This is a genomic window from Paraburkholderia strydomiana (assembly GCF_031456815.1).
Classification (GTDB): domain Bacteria; phylum Pseudomonadota; class Gammaproteobacteria; order Burkholderiales; family Burkholderiaceae; genus Paraburkholderia; species Paraburkholderia caledonica.
Map to the genome: position 1 here is coordinate 45,958 of NZ_JAVDVL010000004.1, position 15,118 is coordinate 61,075.

Here is a 15,118-nt window from a genome sequence, read left to right on the forward strand (position 1 = left end):
GCGCTGCGGGCGGGGCCGTCGGCAACAGGGCTGGCGGCGCACCGGACCGAATGCGGCACCGGGCGTTGAGACCGGCGCTGAAACCAGCGCAAGACGCAGTCCTGGCGAGCGGCGGTTGATCCGCCGGTGTTGGGCGCCGTTAGCGCTCGCGGTAGTCGCACCATTGAGCTAAAATTTTCCGTCATGCTAGATCCTCGCGCACAAACCCTCCTAAAAACTCTGATCGAGCGCTACATTGCCGAAGGTCAGCCGGTCGGCTCGCGCACGTTGTCGCGCTATTCCGGCCTGGAGCTGAGTCCGGCGACCATCCGCAACGTCATGTCGGACCTCGAGGATCTGGGCCTTGTGATCAGCCCGCATACTTCGGCTGGACGCATTCCCACGCCGCGCGGCTACCGGCTTTTTGTCGACACAATGTTGACTGTCGAGTCGGCCGCAGACGAAGAAGCAGTCACGCGTACTGTCAAGACTACGCTGCAGGCCGGCGAGCCGCAGAAAATCGTCGCCGCGGCGGCGAGCGTGCTCTCGAATCTGTCGCAGTTTGCCGGGGTCGTGCTCACGCCGCGGCGCAGCCACGTGTTCAAGCAGATCGAATTCATGCGCCTGTCGGACAAGCGCATTCTGCTGATCATCGTTACGCCCGAAGGCGACGTGCAGAACCGCATGATGGCGACCCAACGCGACTTCACGCCGTCCGAACTGGTCGAAGCGTCCAACTACATCAACGCCCACTTCGCCGGTCTTTCTTTCGACGAAGTGCGCCGCCGCCTGCGCGAAGAGATCGACCAGTTGCGCGGCGACATGACCACGCTCATGCACGCGGCCGTCACCGCGAGCACCGACGAATCGGACACCGGCGAGACCGTGCTCATTTCGGGCGAGCGCAATCTGCTCGAGGTCGCGGATCTTTCCTCGGACATGGCGCGCTTGCGCAAGCTCTTCGATGTGTTCGATCAAAAGACCAGTCTCCTTCAGTTGCTGGATGTGTCGAGTCATGCGGCCGGCGTGCAGATCTTCATAGGCGGCGAGTCGAACCTCGTGCCTATCGAGGAAATGAGCGTCGTTACCGCGCCGTACGAGGTGAATGGCAAGATCGTCGGCACACTTGGCGTGATCGGACCCACGCGAATGGCCTACAACCGCGTGATCCCGATCGTGGACATCACCGCGAGACTGCTCTCGCTGACGCTCAGCCAGCAGTAGCGCGTCGCCGCTGCGGCGTTTCTTCCAGTACATGATGCGCGAGCCGGCGCCGCCTGCCAATTGGCCGAATGGCCAGGGGTCTCCAGGGCGCGCGGCCACGAGGCGCGCCGCTATAATGAATCTCACCTGATTCCACTTCCCGCCTTGAGCGGTTATCCCTGCTGCCTATGCGCTTCGACCTCGAGCGGCCCTCGCAGAACGCCACGTCGCACCGCGTTGCCGTGCTGCTGATCAATCTCGGCACGCCCGACGCGCCAACGCCTCGAGCGGTTCGCCGCTATCTCGCGCAGTTCCTTTCCGATCCTCGCGTGGTAGAAATTCCGGCGCTGCTGTGGCAAATCATTTTGCGGCTTCTGATCCTGCCGTTCCGGGGTCGCGCATCCGCGAAGAAATATGCGGCCGTGTGGATGCCCGAAGGCTCGCCGCTACGCGTCTATACGGAAAAGCAGGTGGAAGGTTTGCGCCACCTGCTGCAATTGAATGACTACACGGTGCTCGTCGAGTACGCCATGCGCTACGGCACGCCAGGCATTCCCGCCATGCTCAATCAGCTGAAGCTCGCCGGTGCTGAACGGGTGCTGCTGGTGCCGATGTATCCGCAATACTCGTCGTCGACCACGGCGACCGCGTTCGACGACGCGTTCTCCGCCCTGAAGCGCATGCGTAACCAGCCCGAGATCCGCACGGTTCGCCAGTACGCCGATCATCCCGCGTACATTTCAGCGCTCGCTGCGCAGGTGCACCACTACTGGCATCTGCATGGTCGTCCGGATTTCGCTGCCGGCGACAAGCTCGTTCTCAGTTTTCATGGCGTGCCCAAGCGAACACTGGATCTTGGCGATCCGTACCACGAGCAGTGCCAGACGACAGGCGCGCTGCTGATGCAGGCGCTCGGCCTCACGCCGGTGGAATGCCGGATCACGTTCCAGTCGCGTTTCGGCAAGGCGGAGTGGTTGCAGCCGTATACGGCACCCACGCTGAAGGAGCTCGGGGCAGCAGGCGTGCGGCGTGCTGACGTATTTTGTCCCGGCTTCACCGCTGATTGCCTCGAGACGATCGAGGAGATCGGCATGGAAGTGCGCGACGAGTTCCTGCATGCCGGCGGCAAGGAGTTCCATCGCATTCCTTGCGTGAACGCTTCGCAGGCGTGGATTGCCGCGCTTGGCGAAATCGTCGCGCAGAATCTGCAAGGCTGGCCGGTGCAGGCGGTCCCCGTACCGCATCACACTCCGGCTTGAGCACGCTTATGAACTATCGAATTTCGACGGAACCGGGCGCGAAGCTGCGCATCGACAAGTGGCTTTGGGCAGCACGCTTCTTCAAGACGCGCTCGCTTGCCGCGGACGCGGTCGAGAAGGGGCGCGTGCGCATAGGCGGAGCCAACGTGAAGCCGGCCAAGGACGTGCGGGTCGGCGATCTCGTCGAGATCGAAATCGAGCGGTTCGTATGGCAGGTGCAGGTGCTGGGCGTATGTGACGTGCGCGGCCCAGCAAGCGTCGCGCAGACGCTTTACGCGGAGACGGACGAAAGCCGGCAAAAGCGGCAGGCTGAGCACGAGCGCCGCAAGACCTATCGAGAGCCGGCCGAGGCACTACACGGCCGCCCGACCAAGCGCGACCGCCGGACTATCGACAGATTTTCAGGTGGGGATTGAACAGTTGTTCCATGGTCGCGTTCACGCCGCCGTATTCGGTTGTGTGATCGTTGACCGCCCCAGACATACAGATGGTCGTGGTGCCCGCAACGAGTACCAGTGCGACCACCGAGATTGCAAAGGTCAGTTTCACGGTACCCCCTTTTGGGATGGTGCGGAAAAGAAACGAGCTAGCCAGGTGGAAATTGCAAAAAGGCGGAAAGGTTTATGTCAGATTAGGGTTAACGCTGTTTTTCCGCCGCGTAACTGGAGCATAGGTCACTTGCACGCCGCGCTCAATCTGAATCTGATCGCCGCGCACTCATGGTTGTAACCGCGCGTTTCGGCCGGCTGCTGCCGGTTTGAAAATTTCGGCGAAGGCGCTTGAAATGGCGCATCTGCGGCCCCAACTGCCGTTTCGATACGTGGTAGCGCGCCTGGGTAACTGTCGCGATTTTGCAACGCACAAATCGCGTCGGTGTCATGCGCCGTTGCTGCCGTTGGCTTTTAATTTTTTAACGACTTTCAGCGACATGGAAAACACGCAAGAGAACCCGACGAGCCAGAATCCCACGCCCGCGGACGAAACCGCGCGCCAGGCCGCCGAGGCGGTCACGCCCGAGCAGGAAGCCGCTGCGAGCGTCGCCACGGACACGCCGGCAACGGGTGCGGAAGCTGCACTGGCCGAAGCGCAGGCGAAGATCGCCGAATTGCAGGAAAGCTTCCTGCGCGCGAAAGCCGAGACGGAGAACGTGCGCCGCCGCGCGCAAGAAGACGTTGCGAAGGCACATAAGTTTGCAATCGAGAGCTTCGCGGAGCATCTGCTGCCGGTGATCGATAGTCTGGAAGCAGCCGTCGCTCACTCGACCGACGACCTGCAGAAAGTGCGCGAAGGTGTCGAACTCACGCTGCGTCAGCTCACAGGCGCGCTGGAGAAAGGCCGCGTCGTCGCGCTGAATCCGGTGGGCGAGAAGTTCGACCCGCACCGCCATCAGGCTATCTCCATGGTGCCGGCAGACCAGGAGCCGAACACGGTTGTTGCCGTGTTGCAAAAGGGCTTCGTGATTGCCGATCGCGTGCTGCGCCCGGCGCTCGTTACTGTCGCCGCGCCGAAGTAAGGCCAGTTTGCTCCGTATTCCGTTCGGGTTTCGCTGGCGTTCGCTAGACACAGCCGTAGACAACGAGTAGGCATCAAGTAAGCATCGCCATGGCCAAAATTCCCGTCGACGCAACCGCGTTTTCGGCGTTTGACATGCAGGAGCTAAGCGCCGAGTCATTCGACGCCAGTCTCGCCGAAGCGGGTGACCAACTCGCGGTGGTGTTCTTCTGGGGACTGGACTGCTTCAACTGCGAGATCGCCAAGAAGGCCATGCTTGCGCAACCGGACGCGATCCGCGCGCTCGGCCTGCGGTGGTTTCACAGCAATGTCTACGAGCACCGTGAACTTGGCCGGCGTTTCATGCTTCATGGTGTGCCGACGTGGTTCTTCTTTCACCGCGGCAAACGGCTGGGTAGGGCGACAGGCTGGCACGGCCTCGCGCAGTTCGAGGCGGCGGTCGCCGCGGCGCGCGAGAAGATCCGCCCGGCCAATGCCGCAGGCGGTTCGCAAGCCGACGGAGCGGATTCGGGCAAAAGTTCGGTCGATTGAAAAAAATTAAAGACCGCATCGCAAAAGAGGTCTTGAAAACGATGCGGACGCACTTATGTTGAGTGCAGGTATGAATTTAGGGCGGATTGCCTTGCCGCCGGACGGCAAACAGGGCGATTCCCGCAGCGATCAAAGTCAGGAGATTAGTAAAAATGGGCAAAATCATCGGTATCGACCTCGGCACGACCAACTCGTGCGTGGCGATCATGGAAGGCAATTCGGTCAAGGTGATCGAGAACTCGGAAGGTGCACGCACCACGCCGTCGATCATCGCCTACATGGAAGACGGCGAGATTCTCGTCGGCGCGCCTGCCAAGCGTCAGTCGGTCACCAACCCGAAGAACACGCTGTACGCGGTTAAGCGCCTGATCGGCCGCCGCTTCGAAGAGAAGGAAGTTCAGAAAGATATCGGCCTGATGCCGTACAAGATCATGAAGGCCGACAACGGCGACGCATGGGTCGAAGTACGCGATCAGAAGCTCGCTCCGCCGCAGATCTCCGCGGAAGTGCTGCGCAAGATGAAGAAGACCGCTGAAGACTACCTCGGCGAGCCGGTCACCGAAGCTGTGATCACGGTTCCCGCGTACTTCAACGACAGCCAGCGTCAGGCAACCAAAGATGCAGGCCGCATCGCCGGTCTGGAAGTCAAGCGCATCATCAACGAACCGACCGCAGCCGCGCTCGCGTTCGGTCTCGACAAGAACGAGAAGGGTGACCGCAAGATCGCCGTGTATGACCTGGGCGGCGGTACGTTCGACGTGTCGATCATCGAAATCGCCGATGTCGACGGTGAAAAGCAGTTCGAAGTGCTGTCCACGAACGGCGATACGTTCCTCGGCGGTGAAGACTTCGACCAGCGCATCATCGACTACATCATCGGTGAGTTTAAGAAAGAGCAGGGCGTCGATCTGTCGAAAGACGTGCTCGCATTGCAGCGCCTGAAGGAATCGGCTGAAAAGGCAAAGATCGAACTGTCGTCGAGCCAGCAAACCGAAATCAACCTGCCGTACATCACGGCCGACGCGTCGGGTCCGAAGCACTTGAACCTGAAGATCACGCGCGCCAAGCTGGAAGCGCTGGTTGAAGAACTGATCGAGCGCACGATCGAACCGTGCCGCGTCGCTATCAAGGACGCAGGTGTAAAGGTCGGCGAAATCGACGACGTGATTCTGGTCGGCGGTATGACCCGCATGCCGAAGGTGCAGGAAAAGGTTAAGGAATTCTTCGGCAAAGACCCGCGCCGCGACGTGAACCCGGACGAAGCCGTGGCCGTTGGCGCCGCGATCCAGGGCCAGGTGTTGTCCGGCGACCGCAAGGACGTTCTGCTGCTCGACGTGACCCCGTTGTCGCTCGGCATTGAAACGCTCGGCGGCGTGATGACGAAGATGATCAACAAGAACACCACGATCCCGACCAAGCATTCGCAGGTCTACTCGACGGCTGACGACAATCAGAGCGCCGTGACGATCAAGGTGTACCAGGGCGAACGCGAAATGGCGGCGGGCAACAAGCTGCTGGGCGAGTTCAACCTTGAAGGCATTCCGCCGGCACCACGCGGCACGCCGCAGATCGAAGTGAGCTTCGACATCGACGCGAACGGCATTCTGCACGTCGGCGCGAAAGACAAGGCGACCGGTAAGGAAAACCGCATCACGATCAAGGCGAACTCGGGTCTGTCCGAAGCCGAAATCGAGAAGATGGTGAAGGACGCCGAAGCGAACGCGGAAGAAGATCACAAGCTGCGTGAGCTGGCCGACGCCCGCAACCAGGGCGACGCGCTCGTCCACAGCACGAAGAAGGCGCTCACCGAGTACGGCGACAAGCTGGAAGCCGGCGAGAAGGAAAAGATCGAAACCGCGCTGAAGGACCTGGAAGACGCACTGAAGAGCGGTTCGACCGACAAGGCTGCACTCGAAGCCAAGATCGAAGCGGTGGCGACTGCCTCGCAGAAGATGGGCGAAAAGATGTACGCCGACATGCAGGCTGCGCAAGGTGCCGAAGCTGCGGCAGCAGGCGCGGCGGGCGCGAGCGCAGGCCCGTCGGCTGGTGGCGCGAGCCAGCAGCAGGACGACGTGGTCGACGCCGACTTCAAGGAAGTCAAGAAAGACTAAAGCCAGGTCGCATTCCGACCGTAAAGCCGCACACGGGTCATGTGTGCAGCCCGGCTGCACGAAGCACCGCGGGCATCTGAACGCGGGAACGTGCAAGAGCGGTTATCACGCCTGGCGAGCCTTTTAGGCTCTCCGGGCACATTTGTTTTATGGAGGCCGTTGTTTTGAACCGCATTCACGCGGCACGAAACACGACCGGACGAGTCGTGAGACTCCAGCATTCAAGAGGAGCCACCGCGCGGCACTCTCGCGAGGGGCGTTGAACCGATATGGCGAAACGGGATTACTACGAGGTTCTGGGCGTCGCAAAGAACGCGAGCGACGACGAAATCAAGAAGGCTTATCGCAAGCTGGCGATGAAGCACCACCCCGACCGCAATCCGGGCAACAAGGATGCGGAAGAGCATTTCAAGGAGGTGAAGGAAGCCTATGAAATGCTCTCGGACTCGCAAAAGCGTGCGGCTTATGACCAGTATGGTCACGCGGGCGTCGATCCGAACATGGGCGGCGCCGGTGCGCAAGGCTTCGGCGGCTTTGCCGATGCGTTCGGCGATATTTTCGGCGACATCTTCGGCCAGGCGGCCGGCGGCGCGGCGCGAGGCGGCGGCGGACGTGCAGGCCCGCAGGTGTATCGCGGCGCCGATCTGCGCTACAGCATGGAAATCACGCTGGAACAGGCGGCGCATGGTTACGACACGCAGATTCGCGTGCCGAGCTGGGTCTCGTGCGAAGTCTGTCACGGTTCGGGCGCGAAGCCCGGCACCAAGCCGGAAACCTGCCCGACCTGTAGCGGTTCGGGTGCTGTGCGGATGTCGCAAGGCTTTTTCAGCATCCAGCAAACGTGTCCGAAGTGTCACGGCACTGGCACCTATATTCCTGAGCCGTGCGCTCACTGCCACGGCGCGGGCAAGGTAAAGGAAACCAAGACGCTCGAAGTAAAGATCCCGGCAGGTATCGACGACGGCATGCGCATCCGTTCGGCCGGCAACGGCGAACCGGGCATCAACGGCGGGCCGTCAGGCGATCTGTACGTCGAAATTCATATCAAGCAGCATTCGGTATTCGAGCGCGACGGCGACGATTTGCATTGCCAGATGCCGATTCCGTTTACCACGGCGGCGTTGGGCGGCGAAATCGAGGTGCCCACGCTCGCGGGCCGCGCGAGCTTCACGGTGCCTGAAGGCACGCAGTCGGGCAAGACGTTCCGGTTGCGCGGCAAGGGTATCAAGGGCTTGCGTTCGAGCATTGCCGGCGATCTGTACGTGCATGTGCAGGTCGAAACGCCGGTCAAGCTCACGGAACCGCAACGCGATCTGCTCAAGCAGTTCGAAAAAGCTTTGGTGGAAGGTGGCGCTCGGCACAGCCCGCAAAGCAAGAGCTGGTTCGATAGAGTGAAGAGCTTCTTCGATTAACGGCAGTTAGAAGTTGGCGGTACGCATGACGGCAGATGAGCGCGGCGCTGTATTTGCATTGCTCGATGATTGCGACGCGTCGGCGGCGCGCCGCGCGAGCAGGCTGTACACCGGTTTCGCGCATGAGCGGGTATGCGCCGATCCCGCGCAGCTGGAAGCCGTATGCGAGGCCGCCGAATCGGATGCACGGCACGGCCTGCACGCTATCGTGCTCGCCGACTACGAGTTTGGCCGGCATCTTCTCGGCGGGGCATCAGACCCGTCGTTCAAAACGCAGCATGGCGATGCCACGCTGCGTTTTTTATTGTTCGAGCGTTGCGAGAAACTCTCACGCGACGAGGTCGACGCGTGGCTCGTAAAACAAGACGGCGACCTCGCAGAGCCGTCTGTGGCGGGCACAGCCAATGTGCGCGAGAGTGTCGAACCCGCGGAGTTCAATGCGGCCATCGGTGCAATTCATGCCGCCCTGCGCGACGGCGAGTCCTATCAGGTCAACTACACATACCGGCTCGGCTTCGACGTATTTGGCCCGCCCATCGCGCTTTATCGGCGGTTGCGGGCGCGTCAACCCGTTCGGTACGGCGCATTGATCGCGATGCCTGGTAACGGGTGGGTGCTGTCGTGTTCCCCGGAGCTTTTCGTCGAGAAGCGGAATGCAACATTGCGCGCGCGCCCGATGAAAGGCACCGCGCCACGTTCAGCCGATCCGTCAGCGGATCGCGGCGCAGCTGAATTCCTCGGCAACGACCCCAAGAACCGCGCCGAAAACGTGATGATCGTCGATCTGCTGAGGAACGATCTGTCGCGCGTCGCTCAGACGGGCTCCGTCAAAGTGCCCGCGCTCTTTTCCGTCGAGCCGTATGCGTCGGTTTGGCAGATGACGTCGACGGTTGAAGCCGCTTTGCGGCCCGGCACGTCGTTCGCCGCGATAGTGCGCGCACTCTTTCCTTGCGGCTCGATCACCGGTGCGCCGAAGCATCGCACGATGCAGTTGATCGACGAACTGGAGAGCACGCCACGCGGCCTTTACACCGGCGCGATCGGCTGGCTGGACGCGCCCACGCCCGAGCCGGCGGCGAATGAAAATAACGGCGGCGACTTCTGCATGTCCGTCGCGATTCGCACGCTGACCTTGAAGCCGTTAGAGTCCACGGGAGAATTGCGCGGCACGATGGGCATAGGCGCGGGCATCGTGCTCGACAGCGTCGCCGAAGACGAATATGCGGAGTGTCGATTGAAAGCGCGTTTCCTGACCGGTGCGGAACCCGGCTTCGAGCTATTCGAAACCATGTACGCGACGCGGGAAGAGGGCGTGCGCCATGTGTCGCGCCATCTCGCGAGGCTGTCGGCGAGTGCAGCGACGCTAGGTTTTCAATTCGATGCCGCAAGCATCCGCGCGCAGATCGCGGAGCGATGCGCGTTGTTGCCCGCGGCCACACCGCACCGTATGCGCGTCGCGCTAGGCAAGAGCGGCGCGACGCAAATCACGGCGGCGGTGTTGGTGCCGTTGGCCGATTTGACGGTCAACGTTCTGCTCGCAACGGATCACGATTTTGCATCGACCCAATCCGACGATCCACTGCTGCGTCATAAGACCACGCACCGAGCACAGTACGATCGCGGCTGGCGCGAAGCAGAGGCAAAAGGCGCCTTCGACACGTTGTTCTTCAACGAACGAGGCGAGTTGACGGAAGGCGGGCGCTCAAACGTATTCGTGAAGCTGGCGGGGCGGTGGTGGACGCCGCCGCTCGCGTCGGGCGTGCTGCCTGGTGTGATGCGAAGCATCCTGCTTGAAGACGACGCTAATCTGCAGGCGGCTGAAAAGGTGCTGACAGAGGCTGACGTACTGAGCGCCGAAGCGCTGTTGATCTGCAATGCATTGCGCGGCGCGCTGCCGGCCCGGATCGTCCGCTAGAAACACCGAAGCGCGGCCACGCTAATATCGCCCCCGCGAAAGCACTCTCAAAACGAGTGCTCAGGCCCAGGAAAAGTCCCGTCCTTCACGGCCTGCACATACGCTTCCACCGCAGCAAGAATGCTCGGCTGCCCGACCATGAAATCCTTCACGAAACGCGGCCGTTTACCGGGAAAGATGCCCAGCATGTCGTGCAATACCAGCACCTGACCTGAGCAGTCGAGGCCCGCGCCGATGCCGATGGTTGGAATCCGCAACTGCTTCGTGACTTCGCTCGCGAGCAGCGTCGGAATCGCTTCCATCACGATGAGCTGGGCGCCGGCCGTTTGCATGGCAAGCGAGTCGCGCAACAACTGGTTCGCGCCTTCCTCGGTCTTGCCCTGCACCTTGAAGCCGCCAAAGGCATGCACTGATTGCGGCGTCAGCCCGACATGCGCACACACCGGAATTGAGCGCTCCACGAGGAAACGGACAGTATCCGTGAGCCATTCACCGCCTTCGAGCTTCACCATCTGCGCGCCCGCGCGCATCAATTCGACGGAGCTTCTATACGCTTCTTCCGGCGTGCCATACGTGCCAAACGGCAAGTCCGCGACGATCAGCGCAGACGGTCGCGCGCGCGCCACGCTCGCCGTGTGATAGGCGATGTCGGCGAGCGAAACCGGCAGTGTGGTCGTCTGTCCTTGCAGGACGTTGCCGAGCGAGTCGCCGATCAGCATGACGTCGACACCCGCGCGATCCAGCAGCGCGGCGAAGCTTGCGTCGTAACAGGTGAGCATGGCGATTTTCTCGCCAGCATCGCGCATTGCCTGTAGTTTCGGCACGGTGACGGCGCTGCGGCTCGTCTCCTGCAAATAGGTCATGGTCGATCCGTTGAAGAGAGAGGCGCGCGCCGCTCAGAGCGACGTGCCCTTGACAAAGAATTCCTTGCGTCCGCGCATGGTTTCGATGCGCTCGGCGAGCAGCGCAAGGTCCGCGTCGGAGTCGAGCGGATTCAGATGTTCGGCGTTAACCGTCAGCACCGGCGTGCGGTCGTAGTGATAGAAGAATTCGTTGTAGGCGTCGCAAAGGGCATGCAGATACGCATCGGAAATCTGCAACTCCATCGGCACTGCGCGCTTTTGAATGCGCGAGAAGAGCACTTCGGGACTCGCTTGCAGATACACGACGAAGTCCGGTGCCGGCGCGCTCACTTCCAGCCGCGCGGCGAGCGCGCGATACAGATGCCACTCGTCTTCCTGCAGCGTGAGGCGCGCGAAGATGTCGTTCTTTTGCGTCATGAAATCGGCGACGAGCGGCGTGCCCGCCACTTGCGCCGCGTTCACTTCCTGCGCCTGCTGCGCGCGTTGCAACGCGAAATGCAATTGCGCTGGCAACGCATAACGCGCGGTGTCGCGATAAAAGCGCTCGAGGAAAGGATTGTCCTGCGGCCTCTCGAACAGTTCCTGCATCGACCAGCGTTGCGCAAGACGCCGCGCGAGCGAGGTCTTGCCGACGCCAATAGGCCCTTCGATCGCCAGATAGCCGAATGGAGGCCGCAATTGCGGCGCGGTGACGGTAAGCGGTGTGGAATTCATTCGCAGCGGCCCTTGCCCGCGGCGAGTGCGTTCAGCATCGGGCACTGGCAGGGTCCTTTGACTTTCTCGATGCGCTGATCGCGCACGGCGTCGAGCAGCGCGTCGGCGCGCCCATGTCGCGGAATGATCAGCGCAGCGTCGATTTCGACAAGCGGCACCAGCGCGAAAGCACGCTCGACGAGGCGAGGATGCGGAACGATCAGATCGGCTTCGTCGATCGATTGATCGCCGAAAAGCAGGATGTCGAGATCGAGCGTTCGCGGTGCATTGCGAAAGGGCCGCTCCCGGCCGAACTGATGCTCGATCTTGTGGCACAGCGCGAGCAGATGCCGCACGGGGAGCGTTGTGTCGATCTTGACGACGCAGTTGAAATAGTCGTCACCGCCCGCGTCGATCGGGGCCGTGCGATACAGGCTCGACTTGGCGAGCACGGTGATGGTGTGCTGTTGTGCGAGGCACACCACTGCGTCTTTCAGGGTCTGGCGCGCGTCCCCGAGATTCGCGCCGAGGCCGAGATAAGCAACCGTCATGGCATAACTTCCTGCAACTATCGTTCGACGGCTTCAGCGAACGCTGCGTCAGTCTTCGTGCGGGCCTTCATGGCCCGCTTCGGCGTCTGTGCGTTCGGCTGGCGTGCCGCCCTCCATTCCGTCGCCCGATTTGCGGTTTCTCGCGCCACTGCTGCGTCTCCGTCGTTTTCTGGGGCTTCGGTCCTTCCCGCCTTGCGTAAGCAATGTTTCACGCGCCGCGATGTCTCCTTCAATGAACTCCGTCCACCACGCTCCGACCGACTCATCGAGTTCGCCCGATTCGCAGCGCAACAGGAGGAAATCATACCCCGCTCTAAATCTTTGGTGTTCCAGCAGCTTCAGCGCGCTTCTTCCCGAGCGCTTTTCGAGGCGCAGCTGCAGGCCCCAGATCTCGCGCATGTCGGACGAGAAGCGCTTGTGGATAGCGAGTTTTTCCGTCTGCATGTCGAGGACTTCGTCCATCGCACGATGCAACGCCGGCACCGCATATTCACCGTTCGCTTCAAACTTCTGCCAGCGCTGCTGCACGTCGTGCCAGAGCAGCGTGGCGAACAGGAAGCCGGGCGATACCGGCTTGCCGGCGCGCACGCGTGCGTCCGTGTTGGTGAGCGCGAGCGTGATGAATTTTTCGCCGGTGGGCTGCTCGAGCACGACGTCGAGCAGGGGCAGCAAACCATGATGCAGGCCTTCCTGGCGCAGGCGCTTCAGGCAGGCGAGCGCGTGGCCGGACAGCATGAGCTTCAGCATCTCGTCGAATAGACGCGCGGCCGGCACGTTGTTGATCAGGTCGGCCATTTCGGCGATCGGCGCGCGGGTCGCGTCTTCGATCTCGAAGTCGAGCTTTGCCGCAAAACGCACCACGCGCAGCATGCGTACAGGATCTTCGCGATATCGCGTGGCCGGGTCGCCGATCATGCGCAGCAGACGCGCGCGCACGTCCGCCATGCCGTTGTGGTAGTCCAGCACCGTTTCGGTGGCGGGATCGTAGTACATCGCGTTAATCGTGAAGTCGCGGCGCGTGGCGTCTTCGTGCTGCTCGCCCCACACGTTGTCGCGCAATACGCGCCCGCTTGCGTCGACCGCGTGGGTGCGGCGGTCGAGCTCGTCGCGCTTCAGGCGCCGCGGCGGCGCGGCGTCAGCGGCGGGCGGATCGACCAGCGCGCGGAACGTTGAGGTTTCGATGATTTCCTGGCCGAACTGCACATGCACGATCTGAAACCTGCGGCCGATGATGCGCGCGCGGCGGAACAGCTTCTGCACCTGTTCGGGCGTGGCGTCGGTCGCCACGTCGAAGTCTTTCGGCTTGATGCCGAGCAGCAGGTCGCGCACCGCACCGCCGACGATAAACGCCCGGTGCCCCGCCTGTTGCAGGCCTTCGGTCACGCGAATCGCGTTGCGCGAGATCAGCGTGGGGTCGATGCCGTGTACGTCGTGCGGAATGATGACCGGCACGTCCGGGTCGCGCACTGTCTTTGCGGGCGCGCCATTGCGAGCCGGTTTGCGGCGCGCGCGGCCGGTTCCCGCGGCGCCTGCCGCATTGCGTTCCGGTGCGCTGCCGGGTTCGTCTGAGTCGGCTTCAGCCGGCACGGTGTCGTCGGCGGACGCTGTGTCCTGGCCGAATAGCTTACGGATGAGTTTTTTGATCACGTGGGTTGAAAGAGTTCGAGGATGCGCCAGCCTTTGGCCTGCGCATGGGCGCGCAATGTATCGTCGGGATTCGTTGCGATCGGATCGGTGACTTTTTCGAGCAGCGGAATGTCGTTGTGCGAATCGCTGTAGAAGTAGCTGCGCTCGAAGTCGCTCCAGCTTTTGCCGAGCGATGCAAGCCATGCCTCGGTGCGCACGATCTTGCCTTCCTTGTAGCTCGGCGTGCCGGTAGGGCGGCCGGTGTAGGCCGAATGCGGCTGGCCGTCGACGGTTTCCGCTTCGCAGGCGATCAGCGTGTCGACGCCGAACGCGCTCACGATGGGACGGGTGATGAATTCGTTGGTCGCCGTGACCACGCAGCACAGGTCGCCGGCTTCGCGGTGCCGCTTGACCAGTTCGACGGCCGCCGGGAGGATGGCCGGCGTGATCACTTCGTGCATGTACTGCGCGTGAAAGTCCGCGAGTTGCGCGCGCGTGTATTTCGCGAGCGGCGTGAGCATGGCGATCAGATAGGCGTGAATGTCCAGCTTGCCGGCTTTGTAGTCGGCATAGAAGCGGTCGTTTTCACGAGCGAAATTTTCGCCGTCGACCATACCGTGTTTCACCATGAAGCGGCCCCATTCGTGGTCGCTGTCGGTGGGAATGAGCGTGTGATCGAGGTCGAAGAGTGCGAGATTAGCCATGGGGATCTATTTTACTTGAAGCGGCGGACGGCGCGGCGGGCCCGTCCGCGCCCGGCGAAGCCAGCATCGTGCGCAAAAGCGGCAACGTAACCGCCCGCTTCTGTTCGAGCGAAAAACGGTCGAGTGCGTCAAGAAGCGCCATCAGGCTTGGCATGTCGCGACGAAAATGCGTGAGCAGATAGGCCGGCACGTCGTCGGCCAGCATGATGCCGCGCTCGCGAGCCGCGTGCTTGAGCACCGCTGCCTTGCCTTCGTCGGGCAGCGGCGCGAGGTGGAAAACGAGTCCCCAGCCGAGCCGCGTGCGCAGGTCCTCGCGCACCGTCATGCCGATCGGCGCCGCGTTGCCGGTGGCGACGAGCGCGCTCGTCGGATGCGCGCGCACTTCGTTGAAGAGATTGAACACGGCGATCTGCTGCGCGGCCGACAGACCGTCGCAATCGTCAATGGCATACAGCGCCACGCGCGGATCGAAACTGAACGCGGCAAGGCTGCTTTGCGGACCCGCGAAGCGCGCGTGGCCCGGCGGCGCTTCGTGCACGAGCGCTTGCAACAGGTGAGTGCGGCCGCTGCCCGCTTCGCCCCAGATATAGAAGGTGCGATCGGCGACAGGCCCGGCCGCGAGCGCGCCGTCGAGTTCACGCAGGCGCGTCACCAGCTCGGCGTTTGCGCCAGCGAAAAAATTATCGAATGTCGATGGCGGCGGAGTGCCGAGATCGAGCGTCAGTTGACGAAGCACAGTAGGTTGATGCCGAAAGTAGG

Annotated in this window: 15 protein-coding genes; 8 read left to right on the forward strand and 7 right to left on the reverse strand. The window is 62.2% G+C overall.

Going from position 1 to position 15,118, the window contains the following annotated elements; genetic code table 11:
- Window positions 1-183 precede the first annotated feature (183 nt).
- The 3 genes from hrcA to J2W46_RS12775 all read left to right on the forward strand — a co-directional run bounded on the left by hrcA (window position 184) and on the right by J2W46_RS12775 (window position 2,857).
- Entirely contained in the window at window positions 184-1,203 is a 1,020-nt protein-coding gene (gene hrcA / locus J2W46_RS12765) for a heat-inducible transcriptional repressor HrcA (RefSeq protein WP_020069705.1), read from the forward strand.
- Between the two features lie 167 nt (window positions 1,204-1,370).
- Window positions 1,371-2,441 carry a ferrochelatase gene (gene hemH, locus J2W46_RS12770; protein ID WP_310354195.1) on the forward strand — a complete coding sequence of 357 codons (1,071 nt, stop codon included), beginning with the start codon at window positions 1,371-1,373 and terminating at the stop codon, window positions 2,439-2,441.
- A gap of 8 nt (window positions 2,442-2,449) precedes the next feature.
- Entirely contained in the window at window positions 2,450-2,857 is a 408-nt protein-coding gene (locus tag J2W46_RS12775; protein WP_020069707.1) for an RNA-binding S4 domain-containing protein, read from the forward strand.
- On the opposite strand, the gene J2W46_RS12780 is transcribed toward J2W46_RS12775, so the two are convergent.
- Entirely contained in the window at window positions 2,829-2,990 is a 162-nt protein-coding gene (locus J2W46_RS12780) for a hypothetical protein (protein WP_006047884.1), read from the reverse strand. The genes J2W46_RS12775 and J2W46_RS12780 overlap by 29 nt on opposite strands.
- Window positions 2,991-3,369: 379 nt before the next feature.
- Between J2W46_RS12780 and grpE the strand changes: the two genes are divergently transcribed.
- The 5 genes from grpE (at window position 3,370) to pabB (ending at window position 9,922) form a co-directional block, all read left to right on the forward strand.
- Window positions 3,370-3,954 carry a nucleotide exchange factor GrpE gene (gene grpE / locus J2W46_RS12785; protein WP_027804896.1) on the forward strand — a complete coding sequence of 195 codons (585 nt, stop codon included), beginning with the start codon at window positions 3,370-3,372 and terminating at the stop codon, window positions 3,952-3,954.
- Between the two features lie 89 nt (window positions 3,955-4,043).
- On the forward strand, window positions 4,044-4,484 hold the full coding sequence (locus J2W46_RS12790; protein WP_088173104.1) for a thioredoxin family protein: 441 nt from the start codon (window positions 4,044-4,046) through the stop codon (window positions 4,482-4,484).
- 152 nt (window positions 4,485-4,636) lie between these two features.
- Window positions 4,637-6,595 carry a molecular chaperone DnaK gene (dnaK, locus tag J2W46_RS12795; protein ID WP_020069710.1) on the forward strand — a complete coding sequence of 653 codons (1,959 nt, stop codon included), beginning with the start codon at window positions 4,637-4,639 and terminating at the stop codon, window positions 6,593-6,595.
- A gap of 269 nt (window positions 6,596-6,864) precedes the next feature.
- A complete protein-coding gene (dnaJ, locus tag J2W46_RS12800; RefSeq protein WP_020069711.1) occupies window positions 6,865-8,007 on the forward strand; it encodes a molecular chaperone DnaJ in 1,143 nt (380 codons plus the stop codon).
- A 25-nt stretch (window positions 8,008-8,032) separates the two neighbouring features.
- The gene (gene pabB / locus J2W46_RS12805) at window positions 8,033-9,922 is read left to right on the forward strand and encodes an aminodeoxychorismate synthase component I (protein WP_310354198.1); all 1,890 of its coding nucleotides are present in this window, start codon (window positions 8,033-8,035) and stop codon (window positions 9,920-9,922) included.
- A gap of 47 nt (window positions 9,923-9,969) precedes the next feature.
- Here pabB and panB read toward each other — a convergent pair whose 3' ends face one another.
- The 6 genes from panB to hda are packed head-to-tail and all read right to left on the reverse strand — an operon-like array spanning window position 9,970 to window position 15,095.
- Window positions 9,970-10,785 (reverse strand): 3-methyl-2-oxobutanoate hydroxymethyltransferase, encoded by an 816-nt coding sequence (gene panB, locus J2W46_RS12810; protein WP_020069713.1) that lies wholly within the window; start codon window positions 10,783-10,785, stop codon window positions 9,970-9,972.
- 33 nt (window positions 10,786-10,818) lie between these two features.
- On the reverse strand, window positions 10,819-11,499 hold the full coding sequence (locus J2W46_RS12815; RefSeq protein ID WP_020069714.1) for a deoxynucleoside kinase: 681 nt from the start codon (window positions 11,497-11,499) through the stop codon (window positions 10,819-10,821).
- Window positions 11,496-12,029 carry a 2-amino-4-hydroxy-6-hydroxymethyldihydropteridine diphosphokinase gene (gene folK / locus J2W46_RS12820; protein WP_020069715.1) on the reverse strand — a complete coding sequence of 178 codons (534 nt, stop codon included), beginning with the start codon at window positions 12,027-12,029 and terminating at the stop codon, window positions 11,496-11,498. Before folK ends, J2W46_RS12815 begins: the two co-directional genes overlap by 4 nt.
- Window positions 12,030-12,077: 48 nt before the next feature.
- Window positions 12,078-13,676, reverse strand: a complete 1,599-nt coding sequence (gene pcnB / locus J2W46_RS12825) for a polynucleotide adenylyltransferase PcnB (protein ID WP_310354201.1) — start codon at window positions 13,674-13,676, stop codon at window positions 12,078-12,080.
- Complete coding sequence (locus J2W46_RS12830; RefSeq protein ID WP_310354203.1) at window positions 13,673-14,359, reverse strand: histidinol-phosphatase; 687 nt, start codon at window positions 14,357-14,359, stop codon at window positions 13,673-13,675. Before J2W46_RS12830 ends, pcnB begins: the two co-directional genes overlap by 4 nt.
- Window positions 14,352-15,095: a DnaA regulatory inactivator Hda gene (hda, locus tag J2W46_RS12835; protein ID WP_310354205.1), complete on the reverse strand. Its 744-nt coding sequence runs from the start codon at window positions 15,093-15,095 to the stop codon at window positions 14,352-14,354. Before hda ends, J2W46_RS12830 begins: the two co-directional genes overlap by 8 nt.
- Window positions 15,096-15,118: the final 23 nt, after the last annotated feature.

Bases quoted from the DNA above. Each gene is read 5' to 3' on its own strand.
- folK (WP_020069715.1), bottom strand. From the start codon at position 12,029: ATGACGGTTGCTTATCTCGGCCTCGGCGCGAATCTCGGGGACGCGCGC.
- J2W46_RS12815 (WP_020069714.1), bottom strand. From the start codon at position 11,499: ATGAATTCCACACCGCTTACCGTCACCGCGCCGCAATTGCGGCCTCCA.
- J2W46_RS12830 (WP_310354203.1), bottom strand. From the start codon at position 14,359: ATGGCTAATCTCGCACTCTTCGACCTCGATCACACGCTCATTCCCACC.
- dnaK (WP_020069710.1), top strand. From the start codon at position 4,637: ATGGGCAAAATCATCGGTATCGACCTCGGCACGACCAACTCGTGCGTG.
- J2W46_RS12790 (WP_088173104.1), top strand. From the start codon at position 4,044: ATGGCCAAAATTCCCGTCGACGCAACCGCGTTTTCGGCGTTTGACATG.
- panB (WP_020069713.1), bottom strand. From the start codon at position 10,785: ATGACCTATTTGCAGGAGACGAGCCGCAGCGCCGTCACCGTGCCGAAA.
- pabB (WP_310354198.1), top strand. From the start codon at position 8,033: ATGACGGCAGATGAGCGCGGCGCTGTATTTGCATTGCTCGATGATTGC.
- hrcA (WP_020069705.1), top strand. From the start codon at position 184: ATGCTAGATCCTCGCGCACAAACCCTCCTAAAAACTCTGATCGAGCGC.
- J2W46_RS12775 (WP_020069707.1), top strand. From the start codon at position 2,450: ATGAACTATCGAATTTCGACGGAACCGGGCGCGAAGCTGCGCATCGAC.
- grpE (WP_027804896.1), top strand. From the start codon at position 3,370: ATGGAAAACACGCAAGAGAACCCGACGAGCCAGAATCCCACGCCCGCG.
- hemH (WP_310354195.1), top strand. From the start codon at position 1,371: ATGCGCTTCGACCTCGAGCGGCCCTCGCAGAACGCCACGTCGCACCGC.
- dnaJ (WP_020069711.1), top strand. From the start codon at position 6,865: ATGGCGAAACGGGATTACTACGAGGTTCTGGGCGTCGCAAAGAACGCG.